24 protein-coding genes and 1 tRNA gene are annotated in these 24,995 nt (G+C 38.1%); 12 read left to right on the top strand and 13 right to left on the bottom strand.

Going from position 1 to position 24,995, the window contains the following annotated elements:
- Positions 1–165: 165 nt before the first annotated feature.
- From FJR09_RS22950 to purU, 4 genes are all read left to right on the top strand, one after another.
- Positions 166–1,860, top strand: coding sequence for a Gldg family protein (locus FJR09_RS22950; RefSeq protein WP_168654199.1), 1,695 nt, complete (start codon positions 166–168; stop codon positions 1,858–1,860).
- On the top strand, positions 1,857–2,528 hold the full coding sequence (locus FJR09_RS22945; RefSeq protein ID WP_168652845.1) for an aminotransferase class IV: 672 nt from the start codon (positions 1,857–1,859) through the stop codon (positions 2,526–2,528). Before FJR09_RS22950 ends, FJR09_RS22945 begins: the two co-directional genes overlap by 4 nt.
- Before the next feature lie 28 nt (positions 2,529–2,556).
- The gene (locus FJR09_RS22940; protein WP_168652844.1) at positions 2,557–3,165 is read left to right on the top strand and encodes a DUF4340 domain-containing protein; all 609 of its coding nucleotides are present in this window, start codon (positions 2,557–2,559) and stop codon (positions 3,163–3,165) included.
- Between the two features lie 187 nt (positions 3,166–3,352).
- Positions 3,353–4,207, top strand: a complete 855-nt coding sequence (gene purU / locus FJR09_RS22935; protein ID WP_015081200.1) for a formyltetrahydrofolate deformylase — start codon at positions 3,353–3,355, stop codon at positions 4,205–4,207.
- Positions 4,208–4,213: 6 nt separating this feature from the next.
- Here the strand turns inward: purU and FJR09_RS26300 are convergent, their stop codons facing one another.
- The 3 genes from FJR09_RS26300 to moaC form a co-directional block, all read right to left on the bottom strand.
- Positions 4,214–4,747: a GNAT family N-acetyltransferase gene (locus FJR09_RS26300; RefSeq protein ID WP_168651694.1), complete on the bottom strand. Its 534-nt coding sequence runs from the start codon at positions 4,745–4,747 to the stop codon at positions 4,214–4,216.
- Positions 4,731–5,060 (bottom strand): DUF1778 domain-containing protein, encoded by a 330-nt coding sequence (locus FJR09_RS22925; RefSeq protein ID WP_015081202.1) that lies wholly within the window; start codon positions 5,058–5,060, stop codon positions 4,731–4,733. Before FJR09_RS22925 ends, FJR09_RS26300 begins: the two co-directional genes overlap by 17 nt.
- A gap of 94 nt (positions 5,061–5,154) precedes the next feature.
- On the bottom strand, positions 5,155–5,649 hold the full coding sequence (gene moaC, locus FJR09_RS22920; RefSeq protein WP_015081203.1) for a cyclic pyranopterin monophosphate synthase MoaC: 495 nt from the start codon (positions 5,647–5,649) through the stop codon (positions 5,155–5,157).
- Between the two features lie 37 nt (positions 5,650–5,686).
- On the opposite strand from moaC, the gene FJR09_RS22915 reads away from it, so the two are divergent.
- Positions 5,687–5,760: transfer RNA gene (locus tag FJR09_RS22915), tRNA-Arg, on the top strand.
- A 246-nt stretch (positions 5,761–6,006) separates the two neighbouring features.
- Here the strand turns inward: FJR09_RS22915 and FJR09_RS22910 are convergent.
- Genes FJR09_RS22910 through FJR09_RS22900 form a run of 3 tightly spaced genes read right to left on the bottom strand, consistent with a single transcriptional unit; the run spans position 6,007 to position 8,977 of the window.
- Positions 6,007–7,230, bottom strand: coding sequence for an MFS transporter (locus tag FJR09_RS22910; RefSeq protein WP_015081204.1), 1,224 nt, complete (start codon positions 7,228–7,230; stop codon positions 6,007–6,009).
- Between the two features lie 44 nt (positions 7,231–7,274).
- Positions 7,275–8,249, bottom strand: a complete 975-nt coding sequence (locus tag FJR09_RS22905; RefSeq protein WP_015081205.1) for a glycosyltransferase family 2 protein — start codon at positions 8,247–8,249, stop codon at positions 7,275–7,277.
- Positions 8,250–8,290: 41 nt separating this feature from the next.
- Positions 8,291–8,977, bottom strand: coding sequence for a C40 family peptidase (locus tag FJR09_RS22900; RefSeq protein ID WP_015081206.1), 687 nt, complete (start codon positions 8,975–8,977; stop codon positions 8,291–8,293).
- 236 nt (positions 8,978–9,213) lie between these two features.
- On the opposite strand from FJR09_RS22900, the gene FJR09_RS22895 reads away from it, so the two are divergent.
- Positions 9,214–10,152, top strand: coding sequence for a serine hydrolase (locus FJR09_RS22895; protein ID WP_015081207.1), 939 nt, complete (start codon positions 9,214–9,216; stop codon positions 10,150–10,152).
- Positions 10,153–10,622: 470 nt separating this feature from the next.
- Complete coding sequence (locus FJR09_RS22890; RefSeq protein ID WP_015081208.1) at positions 10,623–11,969, top strand: N-acetylmuramoyl-L-alanine amidase; 1,347 nt, start codon at positions 10,623–10,625, stop codon at positions 11,967–11,969.
- 150 nt (positions 11,970–12,119) lie between these two features.
- Here FJR09_RS22890 and FJR09_RS22885 read toward each other — a convergent pair whose 3' ends face one another.
- Complete coding sequence (locus FJR09_RS22885; RefSeq protein ID WP_158310548.1) at positions 12,120–12,272, bottom strand: hypothetical protein; 153 nt, start codon at positions 12,270–12,272, stop codon at positions 12,120–12,122.
- 5 nt (positions 12,273–12,277) lie between these two features.
- Between FJR09_RS22885 and FJR09_RS22880 the strand changes: the two genes are divergently transcribed.
- Positions 12,278–12,937 (top strand): rhomboid family intramembrane serine protease, encoded by a 660-nt coding sequence (locus FJR09_RS22880; protein WP_168651780.1) that lies wholly within the window; start codon positions 12,278–12,280, stop codon positions 12,935–12,937.
- A 181-nt stretch (positions 12,938–13,118) separates the two neighbouring features.
- Here the strand turns inward: FJR09_RS22880 and FJR09_RS22875 are convergent, their stop codons facing one another.
- From FJR09_RS22875 to FJR09_RS22865, 3 genes are all read right to left on the bottom strand, one after another.
- The gene (locus tag FJR09_RS22875; RefSeq protein WP_015081210.1) at positions 13,119–13,595 is read right to left on the bottom strand and encodes a DUF1499 domain-containing protein; all 477 of its coding nucleotides are present in this window, start codon (positions 13,593–13,595) and stop codon (positions 13,119–13,121) included.
- A gap of 1,330 nt (positions 13,596–14,925) precedes the next feature.
- Positions 14,926–16,191, bottom strand: coding sequence for a glycosyltransferase family 4 protein (locus FJR09_RS22870; RefSeq protein ID WP_168653420.1), 1,266 nt, complete (start codon positions 16,189–16,191; stop codon positions 14,926–14,928).
- Positions 16,192–16,317: 126 nt separating this feature from the next.
- Positions 16,318–16,617, bottom strand: coding sequence for a hypothetical protein (locus FJR09_RS22865; protein ID WP_168653421.1), 300 nt, complete (start codon positions 16,615–16,617; stop codon positions 16,318–16,320).
- Between the two features lie 176 nt (positions 16,618–16,793).
- Between FJR09_RS22865 and FJR09_RS22860 the strand changes: the two genes are divergently transcribed.
- Together FJR09_RS22860 and FJR09_RS22855 are read left to right on the top strand one after the other, a co-directional pair.
- A complete protein-coding gene (locus tag FJR09_RS22860) occupies positions 16,794–17,048 on the top strand; it encodes a type II toxin-antitoxin system Phd/YefM family antitoxin (RefSeq protein ID WP_015081214.1) in 255 nt (84 codons plus the stop codon).
- On the top strand, positions 17,041–17,301 hold the full coding sequence (locus FJR09_RS22855) for a Txe/YoeB family addiction module toxin (RefSeq protein ID WP_027401524.1): 261 nt from the start codon (positions 17,041–17,043) through the stop codon (positions 17,299–17,301). The genes FJR09_RS22860 and FJR09_RS22855 overlap by 8 nt, the downstream gene beginning before the upstream one ends.
- Before the next feature lie 526 nt (positions 17,302–17,827).
- On the opposite strand, the gene FJR09_RS22850 is transcribed toward FJR09_RS22855, so the two are convergent.
- Positions 17,828–19,447 (bottom strand): calcium-binding protein, encoded by a 1,620-nt coding sequence (locus FJR09_RS22850; RefSeq protein WP_015081216.1) that lies wholly within the window; start codon positions 19,445–19,447, stop codon positions 17,828–17,830.
- Between the two features lie 321 nt (positions 19,448–19,768).
- On the opposite strand from FJR09_RS22850, the gene FJR09_RS22845 reads away from it, so the two are divergent.
- Complete coding sequence (locus FJR09_RS22845; protein ID WP_148279069.1) at positions 19,769–20,077, top strand: helix-turn-helix transcriptional regulator; 309 nt, start codon at positions 19,769–19,771, stop codon at positions 20,075–20,077.
- Positions 20,022–20,723: an NB-ARC domain-containing protein gene (locus tag FJR09_RS22840; protein ID WP_083881481.1), complete on the top strand. Its 702-nt coding sequence runs from the start codon at positions 20,022–20,024 to the stop codon at positions 20,721–20,723. The genes FJR09_RS22845 and FJR09_RS22840 overlap by 56 nt, the downstream gene beginning before the upstream one ends.
- Before the next feature lie 256 nt (positions 20,724–20,979).
- Here FJR09_RS22840 and FJR09_RS22835 read toward each other — a convergent pair whose 3' ends face one another.
- Both FJR09_RS22835 and dxs read right to left on the bottom strand, forming a co-directional pair.
- Positions 20,980–22,794 carry a serine/threonine-protein kinase gene (locus FJR09_RS22835; RefSeq protein WP_174783380.1) on the bottom strand — a complete coding sequence of 605 codons (1,815 nt, stop codon included), beginning with the start codon at positions 22,792–22,794 and terminating at the stop codon, positions 20,980–20,982.
- 193 nt (positions 22,795–22,987) lie between these two features.
- Entirely contained in the window at positions 22,988–24,895 is a 1,908-nt protein-coding gene (gene dxs / locus FJR09_RS22830; RefSeq protein WP_015081218.1) for a 1-deoxy-D-xylulose-5-phosphate synthase, read from the bottom strand.
- Positions 24,896–24,995: the final 100 nt, after the last annotated feature.

Genomic DNA, 24,995 nt, shown 5'->3' with positions numbered 1-24,995 from the left:
TTGTTAGTTGTTAGTTGTCAGTTGTCATTGGGAAAATTCTTTCTCCCCTCTACTTCCCCTACTCCCCCTACTTCCCCTACTCCCCCTACTTCCCCTACTCCCCCTACTTCCCCTACTCCCCCTACTCCCCCTACTCCCCCTACTCCCCCTATTCCCCGTTCCCTAATGAATAAAAATAAACTTTGGAAACTTGTATTTTGGCTCGGACCATTCTTTTTAGCTGCTGGCTTAACCATTGGTTTAATATCAGAAAAATGGGGAATAATCCCTTTATTATTAACCATACTAGGTCTAGTAATTTGTAGCCTATGGATAATAATACAAAGTCAACAAAGTAAATGGTGGCAAAAACGTTCTACCCAATCTGGTACTAATGCTTTAGTCGCTACTTTATCAGTATTAGTTATCTTGGGATTAATTAACTTTTTAGGTATTCGCTATCATTTGCGGCTAGATTTAACAGATAGTCAATTATTTACTCTATCCCCTCAATCAAGGGAATTAGTGAGTAATTTACCCCAAACAATGAAAGTTTGGTTATTCAGTAAAGAACAAAATCTTCAAGATCGAGAATTATTAGATAACTATCATCGTCAAAGTAATAAATTTAAATTTGAGTATCTTGATCCTCAATTAAAGCCAGGAATAGCAGAAAAATTTGGTGTTAAAGATTATGGTGAAGTTTATCTTGAATTTCAAAACAAACGGCAATTAGTCCAGATAATTAATGAAAATGAACGGTTGTCAGAAATAAAATTAACTACTCGTTTACAACAAATTACCAGTTCTACAACTGCTAAAGTTTACTTTCTTCAAGGTCATGGTGAACATCCACTTACAGCTAGTAAAGGAGCAATTTCCCAAGCAATTCAAGGATTAACCGATAAAAACTTGACAACATCAGCTTTAAATTTAGCAGAACAGCCACAAGTTCCTGATGATGCTACTGTTATAGTTGTCGCTGGACCAAAGAAAGAATTATTGACAGGGGAAGTCATAGCTTTACAAAATTATCTTAATCGTGGTGGTAACTTATTATTGATGATTGATCCTAATACCGATCCGAAAATAGACACTATTTTAAAAGATTGGGGTGTGCGTTTAGATAATCGTTTGGCCATTGACACTTCTGGGGCAAATTTGCAACTAGGACCCGCTGCTATCTTAGTAACAGAATATGGACAACATCCTATTACTAAAGATTTTGGGAAAAATATTTCTGTATATCCCTTAACTCGTCCTTTGGAAATTGATCCTGTTCCTGGTATCGAGTCTATGGCTTTATTGAAAACCAAACCCTACCCTAGCAGTTGGGCAGAAAGTGATCAGAAAAGTGAAAAATTAGAATTTAATGAAGGTCAAGACTTAAAAGGACCTTTAACTTTAGGAGTAGCATTAACTAGAAAGTTATCAAATCCAATTCCCACAACTTTATCAAATCCAATTCCCACAACTTTACCAAATCCAATTCCCACAACTTTATCAAATCCAATTCCCACAAATTCACCAAGTCCAATTCCCACAAATTCACCAAGTCCAATTCCCACAAATTCACCAAGTCCAATTTCCACAAATTCTCAACCTACTGCGAAAGAGTCAAGATTAGTAGTATTTGGAAACTCAAATTTTGCCGCTGATGGTTTATTTGAACAACAATTAAATGGAGATGTATTCTTAAACTCAGTTAGTTGGCTAAGTCAACAAGAACAACAACTTCTTTCAATTCGTCCTAAAGAACCAAAAAATCGCCGGATTGTTATCTCAACTCTTGAGGCTAACTTATTAACAATAGCTGCCGTGTTTGTATTACCTTTAATTGGTTTAGGAACAGGTTTTGTGATTTGGTGGAAACGCCGATGAAAAATCAATTAGTAATTGATGATGGTTTCTCATTAAATCAATCAGATTTTTCACTTTTAGAAACAATATTATGGCAAGCTCATGATGGTTATTTTCTTTTAGATTATCATTTACAACGGTTGGAAAATTCAGCAATTTACTTTGATTTTAGTGTTGATATAAATAGCCTAAAAACTCAACTTAATAAATTAGCAGAATCATTTTTAAATCAAGCTTATAAAGTGCGATTACTGTTAAACTCTGATGGTGAGATTACATATCAAACTATGTCTTTATCTCCTGTAAAAAATAAAGAACTAGTCAAATTAGGTATGTGTTGCACACCTGTTGACTCTACTAATATATTTTTGTATCATAAAACGACTAATCGCCAAGTTTATGAAATAGCAAAAGCAGCTTTTCCTGATTGTGATGATGTTTTATTGTGGAATGAAAGAGGTGAAATTACAGAAACCTCTATTGGTAATATTGTGGTAGAGTTAAATGGAGAATTGCTGACACCCCCGGTAAAATCTGGTTTGTTAGCCGGAACTTTTCGCGCTAATTTACTTGACCAAGGTAAAATTAGAGAAGAAATTATGACAATAGAAATGTTAAAATATAGCAATCGCATCTATATAATTAACTCAGTGAAAAAATGGCGAGAAGCAGTTTTAATTCCTCACTAATTAGGTAATTTATTAATTAATATCCAATATGAAATTGCCAAAAACAACTTTGATTTTAATACTTTTAGCCCTGGGTTTGGGTGGTTTTGTCTACTTTCATGAAATCAAAGGAAAAAATCAGCAAGCAGAAATAAAAATCCAAAACCAGAAAATTTTCGCTTTTACTGCTGATGATGTCCAATCTTTAACAATTAAAATCAAGGAGACAACATTACAACTAGAAAGAAGAAATACATCTGAAAAACCCCAATGGGAAATCAAATCTCCCATATCAGCACTAGCAAATGATGCAATTGTTTCTTACTTAATGGATTTATTAGTTGACGGTAAAAGTGAAAGAACAGTATTAATTTCATCCGCTGAATTATCAGAATTTGGTTTAGATAAACCTGTAGCAACTATTGATATTAAACTAAAAAATCAACAAAGCCATCAATTGATTTTAGGTAAAGGTGATTTTAATAATCAATTTTTATATGCTCAAGCTGATAGTAACAAAAATATGAACTTATTGTTAGTGTCTAAAGATTTTGTAAATGCAGTCAATCGAGACATATCTGAATGGAAACAACCAGCAGAAAAGATTGATATACAACCATTACCTAATCTTCCTTCCCCAACTCCTACAAATAAATAATGTATAATCTCGTTCCCATACTCTGTATAAGGATGGATTCTAGAAGGCTCTGCCTTCATTATAGTCGGGGCAATTCTAGAAGGTTCTGCTCTCAATTATAGTCGAGGCAGAGCCTCTGTGATAGCATTCCCAGTCAGAGACTGGGAACGAGATTTCAAATAGCAAAAATTATTATTTCTTATTTTCAATGACAAAACAAACAGCAACTTTATTAATTTCTTGTCCAGATCAAAAGGGATTGGTAGCGAAATTTGCCAATTTCATCTATGATCATGGTGGCAATATTACTCATGCAGATCAGCATACAGATTTTGAAGCTGGATTATTTTTAACTCGCATAGAATGGCAATTAAAAGGATTTAATTTACCAAAAGATTTAATTGCTCCCGCTTTTAATGCTATTGCTCAATCTTTAAATGCAAAATGGGAATTACACTTTTCTGATACTCTTCCCCGCATTGCTATTTGGGTAAGTCGTCAAGATCATTGTTTATTTGATTTAATTTGGAGATATCACGCTAAAGAATTTCATGCAGAAATTCCGTTAATTATGAGTAATCATCCCCATTTACAACCAGTGGTTGAACAATTTGGTATTGATTACCATTATATACCCATTACTAAAGACAATAAACAAGAACAAGAAGCTAAACAACTAGAATTACTGCATGAATACAAAATTGATTTGGTAGTTTTAGCAAAATATATGCAAATAGTTAGCGCGGATTTTATTGAAAAATTCCCGCAAATTATTAATATTCATCATTCATTTTTACCTGCATTTATTGGGGCTAATCCCTATCATCGCGCCTTTGAAAGAGGAGTAAAAATTATTGGTGCAACAGCCCATTATGCTACCCCTAACTTAGATGCAGGTCCAATTATTGAACAGGATGTAGTGCGGGTAAGTCATCGAGATGAGGTGAATGATTTAATTAGAAAAGGGAAAGATTTAGAAAGAATTGTGTTAGCAAGAGCGGTAAGATTGCATTTACAAAATCGTGTTTTAGTCTATGGAAATAGAACCGTAGTTTTTGAGTAAATTTATTTAATTTGAATTGATCATCTTATCTATCGTTTCCATCATCAAAAAAAGCCGATGAGAATAATCAGCAAAGCGAATGAATTGATAATGCTCATAAAAAGAACGGGCTTGATCATCTTTAGCATCAACAACTACCGCAATTGTCGCAATTTCACTTTGCAAACTACGATCTAGGGCATTCATTAACAACATTTCCCCCAAACCTTTTTGACGATGATTTTGATCAACGGCTAATCTACCTAAAAGGGTAGCAGGAAGTTCAGGATATTTTGGTAGTTTTTTCGTGATTTCTACGGGCAATTCTCCTAGTTTAATACGTGTTGCTGATAATGTATAATAACCTGCGACGAAACCAGAATTTTTTTCTACTAAAACAAATGGGGCTGCTGTCCGTTTACGTAAATCTTGCCCAGCTTGTGCTTTAAAATATTTATCTAGTTCATCAACACCAGAACAAAAAGCCGCCCGGTTATGCTTTTTTCCTAGCGGCTCTATTAAATAATGATTAAAAGCATCAAAATTATCTGTTAACTGCACTTACTACACCCATATTCTTTTTATAGCGTTGAGCCGCAAGCCGTAACTTTTCGCTGGGTTCTGGTGGATTAAGCAGTGCTTCTACAAAAATTTCTTGGTCTTTTCTGCTTAAAACCATGATTTCATTTTCCTGAATAATCTGGTTTGCAACACTGACAAGACTGCTAACCACAAAATTTGATAGTGTTCTTCCCTGAATATCAGCCGCTCGTTGGAACAATTCCTTATTCTGTGCACTGACACGGGCTTCTAATCTTTCTAATTTAGAACACAAGGATTTTTCTTGGCTGGTTTTAGCGACTGTATGAGTCATGATAGCCCCTACACAATAAATGTGATGTATAAATGTAAATGTACGGCAAATGTCCTAACAAATATAGTCTATCCACTAGTACAAAAAATGTCAACTATCCCCAATCTCCAGACTTTCCACCTGTTTTACTAACTAAATGAATCGCTTCAATTTGAATCGTTTTTTCTAACGCTTTAGCCATATCATATAAAGTTAAAGCAGCAATAGACACCGCTGTTAAAGCCTCCATTTCCACACCAGTTTCCGCTTTAGTTTTCACAGTGGCATCAATTTGATAACCGGGTAGTTGGGCATCGGGGATAATCTCCACAGTGATTTTCTGTAAGGGTAAGGGGTGACAAAGGGGAATTAAGTTTGCTGTCTGTTTAGCAGCCATGATTCCCGCTAACCTAGCAGTTGCTAAAACGTCCCCCTTGGGGGTGTTACCGGCTTGAATAGCGGCGAACGTCTCAGGTAACATTCGCACCCTACCAGTGGCTACAGCTTGGCGAATGGTGGCGACTTTGCCGGATACATCAACCATTTGGGCTTCTCCTTGGGCATCCAAATGGGTTAGTGGAAAAGAATTTGAAAAATTAGCTTGCGTCATTGGGAAAGTATGTGCTATTATTAAATTCGTGGGTCAAGGGTGTGTAGCTCAGTGGACTAGAGCACGTGGCTACGAACCACGGTGTCGGGGGTTCGAATCCCTCCTCGCCCATTTTATAATTAAAAATGCACAGGTTCCTTTTTTGGAGTTTGTGCATTTTTAATGGGTTGAATAAACGAACCACAGAGGCACAGAGAACACAGAGAAAGAAGAAATAGAGCAGGTTTTTGCGTCAGTTTTGGGATATTTTTTTATTTGGTAGTTTCTAACAGAGATTTGGTGACAAATATCGTAGAGACGTTCCATGAAACGTCTCTACAAGGGTTGTTGATAATCCATATCTAATTTTTGAAGATATTATTTCACAGCATAGATATCTTCTGTGCGACCAAAGGCAAAACGTAGAGATTGAGGGATATTACGACTAGACTGGGTAAGGAAGATGATCATGGCTATCACAGTTAAACCCGTAGTCAAACCAAACATATTCCGATAACCCAGGGTTTCGGCAAATGTCCCAAAAATTGGACCAGCTATAGCTAAACCGATATCAAATCCCATTAAGGAAGCACCAAATATTCTCCCGCGTTCGTGGGGTAAAGCCCTATCTGTCATTAATACAGAAATCATGGGAATGAGTGTACCAGAAGCAGCACCTTCCATCAATGCTCCTAATAAGAACATGAAAGAGTTATTTGCTTGCCAAACGCAGATGATAGAGAGTGTATAAGCTATTAAACTCATGGTGACAAACAAACCCCGACCATATCTATCAGAAGCTTTACCACTAAATAATCTACAACTAAAACTGGAGACAGCGGCAGCAGAGAAAAAGAAACCTGGATTTAAATCAACGCCGGTTGATTTGATAAATAGGGAGATAAAAGTATGCAAACTACCTAAAGTCAAACCACTCAGCAATAAGACAATGGCCGGAATTCGCACGCGAGGACTAGTTAATATTTGCCAAAAGTTATCATTTTTGCTGTTATGTGGTTTGGTGATAATAGGTGGATTGACAATGGGGATTATACATAATAAACCCATGCCACCTAAAGCCGCAGATGATAAAAATAACGGAGTATAACCAGCACTTGCTTGCAAAAATCCCCCGATAGCGGGGCCAAGTGCTATTCCCAGGGGATTAACTAAACTCATATAACCGACGACTTCACCGCGACGGTGTTCTGGTGCTAAATCGCTCACTAGGGCAATGTAAGCTGTGGCAAAAGCGGCGATACTAATGCCATGAAAGGTACGAATTACCATAAGGGGGATAATTGATTTTACACATAAATATCCCAAAGGAGCGATCGCTGCTACGGACATTCCAATCAATAATACTATCTTACGACCCCGTATATCTGCTAAAGCCCCCATTGACGGGCGACATAGCAACATCCCAATGGCAAAGCTACCCATAACAATGCCAATTTCTTGTTTGCTTGCACCAATATGTTCAATATATAAGGGTAAGGTAGGCAATAACGAGGCCAAACCTGACCAGAAAAACAAACCCGCTGCAAATAACATGAGCAGGTTTTTTCGCAGTTCAGCGTCAAAAGTATCAAAGGCTTTCACGGCAGATGCAATAATGCAAAAAGTATTATTTCTCTATTGTTACGTTACTTAACATTTTTCGCCACAACTTCCCGCACCCGATAGATTGGTCGTCCTTGAGATTCATGATAAGTCCGCATCAGTAATTCTGCCAAAAGGCCGAAGCAAAATAGCTGTACTCCTGTTACTAACAGCAACACTGCCAAAATCAATAAAGGACGGCTACCAATATCTACATGAAAAGCCAATTTGATAACAGTCAAATATATACCTATTCCTCCCCCAGAAACCATAGAAATTAAGCCTAATAGCCCAAAAACGTGCATGGGACGGGTGAGAAACTTCTTCATAAACAGAATAGTTAATAAATCCATTAATACCCGGAACGTCCGCGATATGCCATACTTACTTTGTCCAAACCGCCGCGCATGATGACGGACAGGTACTTCTGTAATTCTCGCCCCTTCAATATATGCCAATGCAGGTAAAAAGCGGTGTAGTTCTCCATAAAGATTCATATCTGCAACCAATTCGGATCGATAAGCTTTCAAAGAACAACCATAATCATGAATATAGACGCTTGTAGCCCGACGAATTAACCAATTGGCGATTTTAGAAGGAAGCAACCGATTTAATGCCCCATCTTGACGATTTTGCCGCCAACCACTAACTAAATCATAACCTTCATCCAGCTTTGCTAATAACATGGGAATATCAGCGGGGTCATTTTGCAAATCAGCGTCTAAAGTCACAATTACTTTAGCTGTAGCATAATTAAAACCCGCAGACATAGCCGCAGTTTGTCCATAGTTACGTCGCAGAATGATCGCTTTTAAATCAGTGCGCGTTTGGGCTTGTTCCTTGAGAAATTCTGCTGTACCATCACTAGAACCATCATCTACACAAATAATTTCATAATTTAATTCACTAGCGGTGAGAGTCGTAGAAATGGCTTCTAGTAATAAGGGTAAACTTTCGACCTCATCTTTAATAGGAACAACTACGGATACATCTAAAATTGGTAATTGGTAATTGGTCATTGCTAATAACTGATTTGAAAGGGAAATAGATCCCCGACTTCTTAAAGAAGTCGGGGATCTGGGGAGTAACTTTTCATAACTCTACCAGCACCGCGTAATTGTTGATAATAAGCCTGACTAACTTTATTCCCTTGTTCTGAAAGTTGGTCAATACCAATACCGTTGCGTCCTTGATCTTTTCCTGAACTGTGAATATAGCAATTATTACCCAAATATAAGCCTACGTGGGTGGCTTTTTGAGGAGTGCCAAAAAAGATTAAATCCCCTGGTTGTAATTCTTTAATATCAATTGTTTGGGTAAAAGCTTCTTGTTGATAAGCGTCTCTTGGTAGCCAAACTCCTACAGATTTAAATGCTGCTTGCATTAAACCAGAACAGTCATAATTAGGTGCAACTGTGCCACCCCAAAGATAATAATTGTCTTGTGCTTTTGCTGCTTGGGTAAAAGCGATAACTGTGGGTATGTGTTGTTGAATTTCTGCGGTTGAGATGAATTGGGGTTGATATACTGTTTCTGCGGGTTGGAGAAACTGCAAATCTTCAAGTGATAACCATCCGGGATAATCATCTTCACATAAACAAACTTCAACTGCTGTATCTTGATGATTTGATGTTATTCGTAAATGTCGTCCTGTTGCGGCTTGGGTGGATAAACTTATACATTCAGGAGAATCATAGAGATTCAAGTTAGTTAAACATTGATATTGTGCTAATTTTAGATTACTCATTTTTTGGGGAAATAATTTAAAAGATGTTTTGAAAGTCTATGCAATGTGTAATTCGTCATTTTGTTGATCAAGAGTTTTATGAGGATTGCAAGTTTGATTAAGTTTTGTTAAATCAAATATCATATTAAATTACCTAAAATGAGTTTAATTAGATTTCATACCTCAGCAATTATACAGGTAATGATAGAATGAAGCTAGAAACTAGACTCTGAATACCATAAGGACATTATTCACAAATGGTTTTTTTTAATCAAGATCAACAACTAGAAAATATCGGTAATCAAATTGTAGAGGCAACTTGGGCAGAGTTTCCCACTTTAGCAGCAAATCAAATTGCTTTGACTTGGGTTGTCTATGATCCTCCCGCACCAGTTAATACAGGTGGTGCGCTGACTCCTAACGCTTTTTGGGAACATCCGGTGCGGGGTTTTAGCTATCGGGGAGGAGAACGGATTTATCCGGCCAGTGTGGTGAAGTTATTTTATCTGGTGGTGGTACAAGAATGGCTAGAAAAAGGTATGAGTCAACCTTCGGGAGAATTAAACCGGGCTTTGACGGATATGATCGTTGATTCTAGTAATGATGCTACCAGTTTAATTGTGGATATCATCAGTGGGACTACTTCTGGTCCGCTGTTAAGTCCTGGTCCTTTTGAAACTTGGAAATATCAACGCAATATTATTAATCGGTATTACCAGTCCTTGGGGTGGGAGGAAATGCAAGCAATTAATGTCTGTCAAAAAACTTGGGGTGATGGTCCCTATGGCCGGGAAAGGGCTTTTTATGGGGAGATGTTTGAAAATCGGAATATGGTGACGACGGATGCCACTGCGAGATTATTACATAGTATCGTGGGTGGGGTGACGGTTTCTAGTGAGCGATCGCAATCTATGATGAATTTAATCAAACGTAATATTAACCCTGATGACTTACCCCAAGATGTGGAAGAAGACCAGGTTACAGGCTTCTTAGGCGGTGGATTACCTCAAAATAGTCAAATCTGGTCAAAAGCAGGTTGGACAAGCACAGTCCGCCATGATGCGGCTTATATTGAATTACCAGATCAACGTCCTTATCTGTTGGTGGTGTTTACGGAAGGGAAAGCGCAAGCTAAGAGTCGGGAAATTTTACCTTTTGTGTCTGGAAGAATTGCAGAAGCGATCGCTAATTTATAAGAGCATCCGGTAAGCGTAAAACGAGCGCGGCTTGGCTCCCTGAGATATAAGCGACACGAGGGATTTTAATCCCTGTGGTATGTTAGAATTAAATTGTGAGTAAGAACAAAAAACATCTATGTGTTGAAGCATCCTAGTACGGAGCAATCCCGGCTCATAAGAAACAACGGTTAGGTTCAAGTCCTAACGGCAGTATGACTTAAAAGAGCGAGTAATGGCAGGGTGTGGAGCTTACCGAGTCTTGGCTTAGTGATGGATTCTGAAAACATTGAAAACAATAAAAGTAAGCGCAATTTCAACACCTTGATTGGCAGTTGTTTTGAGCGTCTAGGCGGCGTTTGGCGGTCGCAGCGAGATGGGATTGGGCTAAACCCTTAATCTAATTCTGTCAGTAGAATCTCAGTGGCTTGGCTCCCTGAGAGTGTCAAAGAATTGCAATTGCTGAGACTTAGCAACGGAAATAGGTAAAAATGGGGCGGATTTTTATTTCTGCGGCACATGGTGGCACAGAAGCGGGTAAAAATGACCCCGGTGCGATCGCTGGTGGCACAACGGAAGCAAAGGAAATGATTCTTTTGCGAGATTTAGTGGTGACAGAACTCCGCACCCGTAACGTAGAAGTTTTAGCTGTTCCTGATGATTTGAGTGCGGCTCAAACCATCGCTTGGATTAATGCTCGTGCTAATACCAAGGATGTAGCGCTAGAAATTCAAGCCAATGCTGCTAATAGTCCATCGGTGCGGGGAGCAAGTGCATTTTATATTGCCAAAAATGACCAACGCAAACAAAATGCCGAAATGGTATTAATGGCACTTTTGCGTCGTGTCCCCCAATTACCAAATCGCGGAGTGAAACCAGATACAGATAGTGGCTTGGGTAATTTACAATTTTGTCGTCAAACTGTGATTGGAGCTTTATTACTACAAGTCGGGTTTTTAAGCAGTCCTGAAGATCGGGCTTTATTACAAAGTCGTCGTCGTGATTTTGCCATCGGAATTGCCGAAGGACTGACTACTTGGAATCAAGCAAATGATCCTCAGCAACCAACGACCGAAAATTATTCTAGCATTAATATCAATATTAATGGACAAAATTACGCTGAACAAGGAGTATTAATTAATGGGAATGCTTACATCCCAATTGATTTAGTAGATCGGTTACGGATTGATATTTCCAAATTAGCTAATTTACGCCGAATTACCTATCGCCAAATAGTGTATATTAAAGCTGTAGAACTTCGAGACTCTCATATTTCTATTGATTGGGATAGTGCCACGCGCACAGTAAAATTACGCTCAATTTCAACAGTTTGTCCTGGACAAATTGAGCAACTTATCTCCAATGGTAATACATCAGAAGTACAGCTACAACTATTTCTAAAAACCAATAATGAAACCGCCATTACACAGTTTCCTGATCTTCCTAAACTATATCGAGAAGAAGCAACAATTGAAGGCATAAATCATGATATTGCTTTTTGTCAAATGTGTTTAGAAACTGGATTTTTACGGTTTGGTACTGACATTAAATCCCAGCAAAATAACTTTGCCGGTTTGGGTGCAGTTGGTGGTGGTGCGGAAGGAGCATCATTTCCCAGCGCCAGAATTGGTGTCAGAGCGCATATTCAACATTTAAAAGCCTATGCCAGTTTAGAACCTTTAGTCCAACAAGAAGTAGATCCTAGATTTCGCTTTGTGACTAGAGGAGTTGCGTCGTCAGTTCATCAATTGTCAGGGCGCTGGTCTGCTGATTTAGACTACGGAATTAAAATTACAGCTATTCTCAGAAGACTCTATGAATCAGCAAATCTTTTGTAATTAGGGAACGGGGAAACAGGAAACATAGGAATAATATTTGATTTTTGAAATATACCTAGGGTGGGCATTGCCTACCTACTTAAAATTTTTTAAATATCATTTATGATTCCCATAGGAGGAAAATTTTCTTCATTCTTCATTCTTCATTCTTCATTCTTCATTCTTGAACTCCTGATAGCGAAGCGTGGCGTTAGCCATACTCCTGATAGCGAAGCGTGGCGTTAGCCATACTTCTGAACTCCTGACTCCTGACTCCTGACTCCTGACTCCTGTTATAGTTCTATTAATGATGATTTGGAACAATATTTGTGTTTCCCCTCTACGATGACAACCCCACCCGAATTACTCCATATTTTACCTATGGGTTAATTGGAATGAATGTCCTAGTTTTTCTCCATGAAATAAACTTGTCAAGTCTACAACTAGAACAATTTTTTCAATTGTATGCGGTAATACCGCAAGAATTAACCATTAACTGGAGTCGAGAGTGGACAACCTTATTTACATCACAATTTTTGCATGGAGGTTGGTGGCACTTAATATCCAATATGGTCTATTTGTGGGTATTTGGTAACAATATTGAAGACCGCTTAGGACATTTTAAATATCTATTGTTTTATTTAACCTGTGGGGCTATAGCTGCTCTATGTCAATGGTTTATTGGTATGTACTCTGCTGTTCCTTCCTTGGGAGCAAGTGGGGCAATTTCTGGAGTTTTAGGTGCATATTTAATCTGGTTTCCTCAAGCAAGAATTACCACTTTAATCTTTTTAGGTTTTTTTATCACCACAATTAATGTTCCGGCATTAGTAATTATTGGTATTTTCTTTGTGCAAAATCTCATTTCTGGTTTTGCTAGTCTCCAAGCAGCAGCTAATATGAGTGTAGAAATGGGAGGAGTCGCTTATTGGGCGCATCTTGGAGGTTTTGTCGTCGGGAGTATTTTTGCACTGGTGAATAGGGAATAGGGAATTGGTGATTGGTGATTGGTGATTGGTGATTGGTGATTGGTGATTGGTGATTGGTGATTGGTGATTGGTGATTGGTGATTAAATCCTTATTTTCATCCTGTTAATCCTTAAATCCTGGACATCCTGATAGCGAAGCGTGGCGTTAGCCATTTCTGACAATATTCTGACAATTTTCATATTAAATATTCAAATCTCGTAAAGCTAAACGAATTTGCTCTAAGCGAGTGCGGTTGACACCAAAATCAGAATCTCCCACACGAGAAGAAGAACGAATATGAATAACTGAATCATTGCTAGGAAAATAAAATTCTACATCATCAACGAATTTGAAAATGCGACTTTTAGAAATCGCATGAATATAATTATCTGTTTGTTCTATAACTGTGGTGCGGGGAACAACCGTGAGAACTTTGAGTAAGGTTTTTCTAGCTTTATCTCGTGTTACATCATAAGTGATTGGTGCAATAGCGTGTTTAGCATCAGCATTTTGACTGACAACACAGTTAGGGGAAGTTGGACAAGGACGAAGAGAACCTGATTCAATTCCCAAGTCAGAAGCCGAAGCAGTTGCAGGAACTATGCAACTAATGATCAGAGTTAGAAATATCGAGAAAATAATATTCCGTAGTCGGGAGATAGTTGTTAAATTGGACATAATCAGTTGATTGCTATATTCTGTGATTTAAGATATATTATCAGCTTTTGATATATTATTGTCTGAATCGGGCGCATATAGTCGCTGGGGAAAGTACCAATGTACTTATACTGCATTCGGGTAAATGGGTAGCCTTTCGCTTACCATCATGAAATAATATGCTTGTAGTTTAATTCCAGATTCTATTTATTCTCAATTCTTATGGCTGTATGATAAGCTTGAGTTATAGAAAATCAATAATACTTTTGATATTTATAACTTTTAGCAATTTGTCTTTAGATTTCCTTAATAATTAATTGAGAATCTTTTCTATTTATCAACGAGGTTGCAATACTTTCCGCGATTTGCTATAATTTCAGAGAATTTCATAATTGGCCTACTATTGTCAATTTTGGATTTTTCAGAAGATGTTAGTCTCAAACCCTTTATTGACAGTAGTTTCAGAAATTAATTTCCCCGGCTAATACAAAACTTTACAAAAATTTTAGCCATAAATTTGCTCAGAAATGATCTAATTTGAGCGATAGTAAAAATTTACTATTGACAAATTGACAAATAAGTGATTAGTAACCTTTCAACGTTATTAATTTTAGTGATATGAAGTCAATATGAATCACTTTAACTTCGATATATGGTAGGGGTTTAGCACTACTCATTGGTGTCAACTTAGGTTACAGATGGCTTATTTGTTTCCCACATTCCGCAGGTGTTTTTTGAATTTTCGGAATTATCCATAACCCAATGATAACAAGGCTTTCAGACAATGACACGCAATTCTATATTAGAGCGATGCCTTCGGCGCGGCGTAGCCATCGCCGATATATTTAAAGCTCGAATCAAGTTTATTGAGAATAATGTCAATAAATTAGTTGGTTTGAGATTAAATTCATTGAATACCGACCTAGATAGCAAAAAGCATGAACTGGTTATTATGATTGGGTTTTAGCTGTTTTATGAAATTCTTTTTTTGACAAAATAACCTGCTGGGAAAAATATTTTGAGTATATTTACTCATGCTGAATGTGGGTTGTTTGGCTTCCACACCCGCCAGGGAATAAATTCCCTGTCTCATAGCTCAAGTCCGTTAAAACGGACTAATGAATTTTCCTAGTATTTAGTCATCTTTTAGATGACTTTCGCTATTAGCAAGGAACTTGAGTTCCTTGCGGGATGAAGATTTTGCGTTAAGTTGACACCAATGAGCACTACTAAACCCTTACATATCACATCAACTCAACAGTTTTCCTAATATTACTTAACCAACGCAGCATACATTTTTTAATATCTGCGGGGTTAGTTTGTCAAAGTATGAGGGTATTTATTTTATTTTTTATATTTTTGCAAACCCATGAGATTTAACGGAAGTTTTCTTCCCTAACAACCAATCTAAATGCTGTGGCAATAATTTTGCTAAATCATAATTATTTACTATAGTCTTTCTTGCGGCTGCACGAATAGCTTTCATATCTTGGAAGTTATCTAACACTTTGTTGACTTTATCTGCAATTTGTTCAGGAGAAAAGAAATCTACTAAAAGTCCATTTTTACCATCTTTAATTACTTCTAAAACTGGTGGAGTATTAGCAGCTATTAACAAACATCCTGTTGACATTGCTTCCATCATTGACCAGGATAAAACAAAGGGACGGGTTAAATAAATATGGGCTGAAGATGCTTGTAAGACTTGGAGATATTCATGATAAGGTAATCTACCAGTAAAGTGTAATCTGGATAAATCTAAATCCAGTTTTGCTAACATTAATTGTTTATAGGTTTTACCATCAGGAAGCTGTTTACCATAGGCTACTCTATCTTCTCCCACAACTACAATATGGCAATTTGGTCGTTGTTGTTGAATTAATGCCACTGCTTCCATAAACTGAGGAAAACCCCGATAAGGTTCCATTCCTCTGCCTACATAGGTGACTAATTCTGAGACATGGGAAAGGTCAAGATTAATGCGGGGTAAAACTAATTTAGCATCTGACTGAGGTTGAAAAAAATTAGTATCTATCCCATCGTGACAAACATTAATTTTACTATGATATTCTGGGGGAAATTGTTGATGTTGCCAATTAGTGGGAGTAAGACCTCTATGGCAATTATATAAATCAATTAAAATCGGGGCGTTTTTTACACGAATTCGACATAAATCATCTGCATTTAATGGTTCATTGGGATCAAAATCAGCATCAGAACCGCGAGGATGATAAAACCATTCAAAGAAACACAATAATTCTGCTTTGGGAAAAACTTCTTTCATAAATAATGTTGGACCCCAACCAGAATGACCATAAATTATATCTGGGATAAAACCCTGTGCTTTGAGGTCTTCTGCGATTCGATATACAGCTTGTCCGGTGAGAACGGCATTTTCTAAATTGCGGACATAATGATGAGTTTGGGGTGCAGCTTGACGGGAAGGTTCATAAATGACTTTATGTACACCTGGTATTGTTCCTTCTTGACGATTGGTAGTAAATACTATTTGATAATTATCATCTTTTGCTAAAGCTGTGGCTAGGTGACGAAATTGGGCAGGAAAATTGGGATGTAAGAATAAAATGCGTTTGGGTTTTTTGGAGATATTAGACATAACATAGGCATAAAATTTTATAGTACACAATATTATCAAAATGGGGTGATCAAATCAAGTATGAGAAGTAATTATTAATGTTGAGAATTTAATTTTTGTTAGTGCTATCAGCATTTCTAACATTTTTCATAAAGCTCGTTCTAATTTATGGATTTTTTGTAAAATATCTTTGCGTAGTTCGCATAAGCCAAACCACTCAAAAAAGTCCATTTCATCTCCTAAATTTCCTGAGTTAAACTGTTCTAAAAATTGTTCAGAAGTGAGTTGATATTTTTTCTCAAATTTATCTATATCTAAGTTATAGATAGCTATTTTTTGACGATAACGGGTTAAAATTAAATTTAAAAGTTGTCCAATAATTCTATCTAATTCTGTGTTGTCGCTACAGTTTTCACCCAACAGTTCTAATTTTTCTAATGTATTCATAATTATATATATGTTTTTAGTGAATTTTTTCTTGATTATACACTATTCGAGGCAATAAATACCATATATGGGTGCGGCTCTTTTAGGAAGACGAAATACTACATCCGCGTCTGGGGATTGTACAATTTGCCCAAACCTGCTATACTTGTACAATAAACAGTACAGGTTCTCCGCCAATGAAAATTATCTCTTTTAGCGAGGCCAGAAATAGTCTGAAAACGGTTTTAGACCAGGTGACGGCAGATGCCGACTATACAATTATCACTAGACGGGATGCTGATGATACGGTGGTGATGTCCCTGGAGTTTTTTAATAGTCTCATGGAGACTGTGCATTTATTGAAGTCTCCGGCAAATGCAGCCCATTTAGAACGTTCCATTGCTCAATTTAAGCAGGGGAAAGTGGTGCAGCGAGATTTGTTAAATGAGTAGAATGTTGGCTTGGACTGATGAGGCTTGGGGTAATTATCTTTACTGGCAAGGGCAAGACAAAAAGACTCTCAAAAGAATCAATAAGTTGATTGAGGAGACGATGCGGATGCCTTTTGAGGGTATTGGTAAACCAGAGCCTCTCAAGGAAAATTTAGCCGGATTTTGGTCACGGCGAATTGATGATACAAATCGTTTGGTTTATGCTGTTGATGATGTCTATGTAACTATTATTTCTTGCCGATATCATTATTAATTTTGCACTAACAATACTGTAGCTATTAGCAATTAGTGAATTTTTTCTTGACTATACACTATTCGAGGCAATAAATACCATATAGCGGTTATCGGTCGGATGCAATAGAATCTATTTGATTATTCTAACATAAAAGTAGGATAGTAGGGGTAAAGCAAGAGATTCATAAGTGTCAACTTAACGTAAAACCTATTACCCGACGGGGAATTAATTCCCCGTCTCATAGCAAAAGTCATCTGAAGATGACTAGAAATAACCATCAATTTATAGTTTACTTTAGTAAACTTTGGCTATTAGCCATGAAATGAATTTCATGGCGGGTTTGTTAGCCAAATCAATAAGCCATTCTCCTTTGGTAGTGGTAGGTTGGGCTTAACGTGGGAAAACCCAACAAATGCGCCAAAATGTTGTAAATGGGGCAAAATGTTGGGTTTCGTTCCTCAACCCAACCTACTGGCTTTCATTGGGTTGACGGTGCTGCTTGACGGGAAAGTTGATAAATAGCCTTAAATACACCGCATTATGATCACGCCACAGTGTAAAACCAAGAACTATCAGTTTGACTAAGTAGTTGCAAACTGTAATTATGTTGTGAGTTGTACCCGGCAATATCCAGGAAAACTAAAGAATCCTCCCCACCAGCTTGATTCTGTTGTTTGATGTTTATTCCTTGATAATATACGTTATCTATGTTCGTTCCTAGATTACGATTCTCAGTCCAATTAAAACCTTTCGGTATAACCAATATATCTTTCTGTGGCTGGAAATCATCAATGATCACAACATCATTCCAACCTCCAATAGCTGGTTTAAGGTCTTGTAATATTGAAGATCCTAGACCGAATGCACCGCCCAAAGCACCTATCACAGCCCCAGTCAGAGGGTTGATAACACCAACTACAGTACCCACTATTGAGGTAATTTGTCCTGTATAAGACAAGACCTTACTAGCAGTATCTAAATCGTTGCTATCCCCTGAAACTCCCACAAAAAATGTATCTACACCTTCACCACCATTAAAAATATCTCTCTGACCATCAAATTGTACCGCAGCAAAAACGTCGTTTCCATCTCCACCGTATATTGTATTTGCTCCCTTACCACCATTTAGATAGTCATTGCCAGATTCACCAATTATGGTGTCATTTCCAGACCCACCATAAATGGAGTCGTTGTCTTCACCACCCCAAATATAGTCATTGCCAGATTCACCATAGATAGTATCTCTCGCAGAGCCATAGACTGTATACGAAGCATCACCATCTATAACATCATTACTGGCACCACCATATATAACATCATTGCCACTTTCGCCGTAAATAGTGTCATTGCCATTTCCTTTATCAATCCAATCGTTGCGATCGCCGTAAATAGTGTCATTACCACTTCCGCCATAAACTAAATCGTGGTCTTGACCAGCATCAATATTGTCATTACCGTCACCACCATAAAGAGTATCATTTCCTTGCCATGCCCAGATGGTATCATCACCACTTTCACCGTCTACAGTGTCATTTCCAGATCCGCTATCTATGAAGTCGTTGTCTTCACCACCCCAAATTTTGTCATTGCCAGATCCACCATAAATAGTATCTCTGGCAGACCCAGAAACCCAATACCATGAATCACCATCTATGACATCATCGCCGTCTCCACCATCAAGATAATCATTACCTTCCATACCATAAAGAGTATCATTACCCCAAAAACCAATCAGAGTATCATTGTCAGTTCCACCATTAAGATAGTCATTACCCTCCCCACCATCAAGGTAGTCATTTCCAGACTCTCCATAAAGAGTATCGTTACCATTTCCTCGATCAATCCAACTGTTGCGATCGCCGTAAATAGTGTCATTACCACTTCCGCCATAGACTAAATCGTGGTCTTGACCAGCATCAATATTGTCATTACCGTTACCACCATAAAGAGTATCATTTCCTTGCCATGCCCAGATGGTGTCATTGCCATCCCCACCATCTATCAAGTCGGCATTATATGCGCCTTTGAGAAAGTCGTTTCCTGCCAATCCGTATAGCTGGTTATCATAAGCCCAATTCCAAACTCCCCAAGGTGCCCACCATGGGTTAGTCCAGTATCCCTCAACAGATAAATCATCATTTCCATTGCTTCCATATCTAGCCATTTGAGATTCTCCTTGTTTAGTTCCAGAAAAAGATATTGTTTTCGTGATATTTCCATGGGGTGCTAATTAGTTGAATTAGCATATATTCAATCTACCCAACGCTGTACTGACTTCCGTACTGAGAAACACTGACTTCATCTGACTTCATCTGACTTGAGAGCTAATTTTGACATCAAAAAACAAAACAACCATGTCATCTATCTAAAGATAGATTTACATGACGCACTGATTATGAGAATATATCAATCAAAACATCTGAATTTAGTCAAATCTGCCTGAACAAGTGAATTATTACCGTCTTGACGTAAATTATTTAACATTATGTCAAAGTCACTTAAGGTAAGCAATGACCGTATTCAACAGGTTAATATGGCACTTGGAGTTAATGGCTACCCCAGCCAAAGGGCTTTAGCTTATGATACCGGATTGTCCTTAGCTACAATTAGTAATTTCCTGACTGGTAAACCTGTTAGTTATACAAGCTTTGAAGAACTATGTCGGCGATTAAATCTAGATTGGCGAGAAATTACTACCAGTGCTGAAGTAATATTTCCCCCCCCCCGCATACGCACAAATACGCAAAAAAAAACCAAATTTAAATCAATTCCCAGACTGGGGAACTGCAATTGATATTTCAGCATTTTACGGATATAGCCAAGAACTGACACAATTGCAGTCATGGATTTTACAAGATGGTTGTCGCTTACTAGGATTATTCGGTATAGGTGGAGTTGGGAAAACAACCTTAGCTACTCAACTAGCAAAACAAATTCAGAATCAATTTGATTACGTTTTTTGGCGTTCAGTACCGACAGTTCCATGTTTTGATAGTATGATGACTGACTTGCTATCTTTGTTCTCCCATCACAAAGAAAACAAACTGAATATTAATCAAATTATCTATTATTTGCGTACCCATCGTTGTCTGATTATTTTGGATCATGTAGATATTGATCATCTAAAATATATGCAATTCATCAAAATAATTGCTGAAACAAATCATCAAAGTTGTGTGATTTTCACCTGTCGAGAACAATATCCAGAATTCACTTTTTTAGAATATTGGCTATCATCAGTAAGGTGTTTAAAGTTGTCTAATTCCTCAGAAATAGCCTTGTCTCTGATAGAATCACAACCACTATGGGGAACTGATCAAGAAAAGGATGATTTCTGTAATTTCTGTAATAATAATCCTTTGAAAGTTAAACAAATGATTGTTTCTATAATTCATTTATATAATGGGGATATTGGTAAGTTTTTAGAACGGAATACATAATAGAGAGAACTTATATACTGGACAAATTTACGATTATATGTATTAGAGGTTGTTTGAAAACTTTTTCGTGTGGGATCTGACACCCGCAGATCCCCCTAAATCCCCCTTGAAAAGGGGGACTTTGAGGAATTTAGCCCCCCTTTGTAAGGGGGGTTGGGGGGATCTCGATTAATTCTGATACTTTTCAAACATCCTCTTAATGAAATTGCCTCTTTTCAGACTTTTGGTGATAAAGTTCATTCTCACTCCTATTCCTCTAACACTGTTTTGCATCTGCTGGATTCACAAAATCATGTAAATCAGCATCCCAAATACTAATATAGATAAAATCACAACTTTGTCGAACTATTTGACCTTTTACCCCACCCTTACTAAAAGTAAAATTATCTGTTTGTCGTTGTTGAACTTGTTGCAGTCCTTGTTTAATTTCTGCTGTAGCTTCTCCATTCAATAAACCATTGAGAGTTGTCTGCATAACTTCAGGTTCTACTGATGATGCAAAAGCTGCTTCTGTTTGTTTTAGCGTTCCAGTTTTCTTATCAAATAAGTAGCCTAAATCAATTTTCTTAGGAACAACTTTATAAGTAACAGCGCGGGTATTTCCCCATAATCCTCTTAAATCTTTCTTTGGTTTACCTAGCGTTTCTTCTACACTACTTCTTGATGTACCTGTAGGAAATGCTGGGACAGTTTCCCTAATATTAGTAGCTACTTGATCACGTTTTTCCTGTCTTTTTTTCTTTAATGTTTCTTTGATAGTTAAAGTCGGTTCTGTAGTAGGAACTACAGACGTTTGTTCCTGTTCATTTTTTATTTCTGGTTGTGGAGTTGATTCTATGGAAGGAGTAGGAGTATTTTCAGGAATTGTCTCTGTGGGTTCAGGTAATATTGAAGGAGTAGGAGATACAGTTGCTTCAGAAATGGGAGTATTTACAGTTGTTGGTATTGGTGTTGGTGTTAGGATTGATGTTGGTGTTGGGGTTGGGGTTGGTGTTTCTGTGATGTTGGAATTAGTGACAATGGAATTTGTGGTTTGTGGTCGGTTTATGCTAGAAATAGCCATTGCACCCATTAAACTTCCCATCATAACGCTACCAATAATCACCGCTGGTTTTTGCCAAATTTGAGGATTATTCCCAGTTTTAACCACGGGATTTTGAGAGAGTGAAGATATAGGTTGATTTAGTGCGGCAGGAGTGAGATGAATTGTTGCTGCTGTTTGATTAATATGATAAACTTGTGAGGGAATAGAAGTGTCAGATTTTAAAGCATATAACATTTTATTCGCAGTAGTAAAGCGATCGCTCGTGCGGGGTTCAATCGCTTGAGTTAGTAGCATTACTAATTGGGGAGAAATCCCCCCAGCGAATTGTTGCCAAATAACCTGTCCCGTGTGAGGATGAGTTTCTAATTCTTGAGGATATTTACCCGTAAGTAAATAAATAGCCGTTAAACCCAAACTATAAATATCAGTAGCATAAACCGGACGACCAATAGCTTGTTCACTAGGCATAAAACCAGGAGTCCCAATCACTAGAGACTGAGTAGGATGTCCAGCAGCATTAATAGTAGTCCGAATAGTTTCTTTAACCGCACCGAAATCAATTAAAACTGGTTTATTATCTATCTCCCGCAAAATAATATTATCTGGTTTAATATCTCGATGAATAATCCCTTTACTGTGAACATAATCCAACACAGACAGCAAACTTAACAGAATTTCTCTAACAGTATTTTCCTGTAATTGTCCTTGAGATTTAATCACATTAGTCAAAGTGTGACCATGCACCCATTCTTGCACCAGATAGAAGAGACCATTTTCCGAGAAATAAGCATAAAGTTGGGGAATTTGGTCATTAGCTTCCCCCAAATACTCCAACGTCGCAGCTTCCCTCTCAAACCGTTGTTGAATTACTTGATAAGTTTTGGGGTCATTGCTAATAGGTTTAAGTTGCTTAATCACACAACGACGACGGGAAGGCATATAGGTATCTTCAGCGAGAAAAGTTTCACCAAACCCTCCTGCACCTAAAACCTGAATAACCTGATAACGATTGTTTAGCAACTTCATAATTATGAAAAATTACCAATATATTTAATACCAAATTTTATGTGAAACTGCACAAAAAAATAATCATCCATATTTATCTGCGTTTATCTGCGTTCATCTGCGGTCAATAATTCTGGAAATATTAAGAACCAGGATAAACAGGATACAGAAAAATCCTGAAATCCCGTAAATCCTGATTCAGACAAAAAATCAACTAGACCAAAGCAGCAGCCTGTTTCTTAAAAAAAGCTTGTAAAACAGTTTCCGCAATTTGAGGACTACTCAAACCTAACTCCGCAAAAGATTGATCCGGTGTGGCATGATCTACCAAAATATCAGGAACACCAATCCGCTTCACAGGGACAACAATATCAGCATCAAGTAAAGCCTCAGCCACCGCAGAACCAAAACCACCCATTAAACAACCTTCTTCCAAAGTCACAACCCGACCAATGTGTTTAGCCAAAGGTAAAATCAACTCAGTATCCAAAGGCTTAACAAAACGGGCATTAATCACAGTTGCTTCAATCCCATGTTCGCTGAGAATTTCCGCTGCTTGCATTGCCGGGTAAACCATTGTACCATAGCCCACAATTAACACATCATCCCCTTGACGGAGAATTTCCCCCTTCCCGATTTCCAGAGATTCCCAACCTTCCTCCATTAAGGGGACACCGTGACCATTACCACGGGGGAAACGCATCGAAATCGGTCCATCAGTGTAATTAATCCCAGTCACAACCATCCGTTGTAATTCCGCCTCATCCTTGGGAGCCATTACCACCATATTCGGAATGAAACGCAGATAAGCGATATCATACATACCTTGGTGAGTCGGACCATCAGCACCAACAATCCCCGCCCGATCTAAACAGAAGAATACAGGTAGATTTTGAATGCAAACATCATGAATAATTTGGTCAAAGGCACGTTGTAAGAAAGTAGAGTAAATAGCAGCAACAGGACGCATACCTTCACAGGCTAAACCGGCAGCCAAGGTAATAGCGTGTTGTTCAGCAATACCCACATCAATATACTGGTTAGGCAATTTAGCTTGTAGTTTATCTAAACCTGTACCAGTCGCCATTGCGGCTGTGATGCCGACGATTTTAGGATTTTGTGCCGCCAGTGTCACTAAAGTATGAGAAAAGACCTTAGCGTAAGCGGGGGGTTTAGGTTTGTTGGAAGGAATCGCTTTCCCAGTGGTTAAATTAAAGGGAGTTTGGGCATGGTAGCCTACTTGATCTTTTTCCGCCAGTTCATAGCCCTTACCCTTAGTTGTCACTACGTGAACCAAAACAGGGCCAGTAATTTGATGTGCCTGTTGGAATGTGGCAATTAATTCTTCTAAATTATGGCCATCAACTGGCCCCATGTAGGTAAAGCCCAATTCTTCAAAAACAGCGCCGACTTTGGGAACTGCTAACCGCTTCATACCTTCTTTGATGCGTTCCAGTTCTGGGGAAAGCGATTCACCCACAAAAGGCAGATGTTTTAACTGTTCCTCAATTCCATCTGAGAGAAACTGCACCGGCGCACTCAGACGCATTTTATTCAGATAACGAGGAATCGCCCCCACATTGGGAGAAATGGACATCTCGTTATCATTGAGAACCACGAGGAGATTAGTTTTGGGTAAGTGTCCCGCGTGGTTAATCGCTTCTAGCGCCATGCCTCCAGTTAAAGCCCCATCACCAATCACAGCAACGGTTTTAAATTTTTCCCCTTTTAAGTCGCGGGCTAAAGCCATTCCCAGGGCGGCCGAAATACTTGTAGAAGCGTGTCCTGCCCCAAAATGATCAAATTTGTTCTCGCCGCGTTTAAGATAACCTGCAACGCCGTCTTTTTGGCGAAGAGTGTCGAAATTACTGTAGCGTCCGGTAATTAATTTGTGGGGATAAGCTTGATGTCCTACGTCCCATGTGACCTTATCCCGATCTAAATCTAAGGTTTGATAAAGCCCCAGTGTTAATTCGACAACGCCCAAACCCGGACCCAAATGCCCTCCAAAGGCTGCTACGGTTTGTAGGTGCTTCTCACGAATTTGCCGGGCAATTTGTTCTAACTGCCGAATTGACAAACCATGCAACTGGTTAGGATGGGTAATTTCACTCAAGTGCATATTATCGGCTTTTCCTCTGTTAAGTCTTCTCTTGGCATAATTTTATTTTCCCACTTTCGGTGGCTTCTAAAATATAACTGTCATTAATTATTGTTGTACA

This window comes from Dolichospermum sp. UHCC 0406, from assembly GCF_009712025.1.
In the GTDB taxonomy this organism is placed as follows: Bacteria; Cyanobacteriota; Cyanobacteriia; order Cyanobacteriales; family Nostocaceae; genus Dolichospermum; species Dolichospermum lemmermannii.
This window is presented reverse-complemented; position numbering and strand designations above follow the sequence as displayed.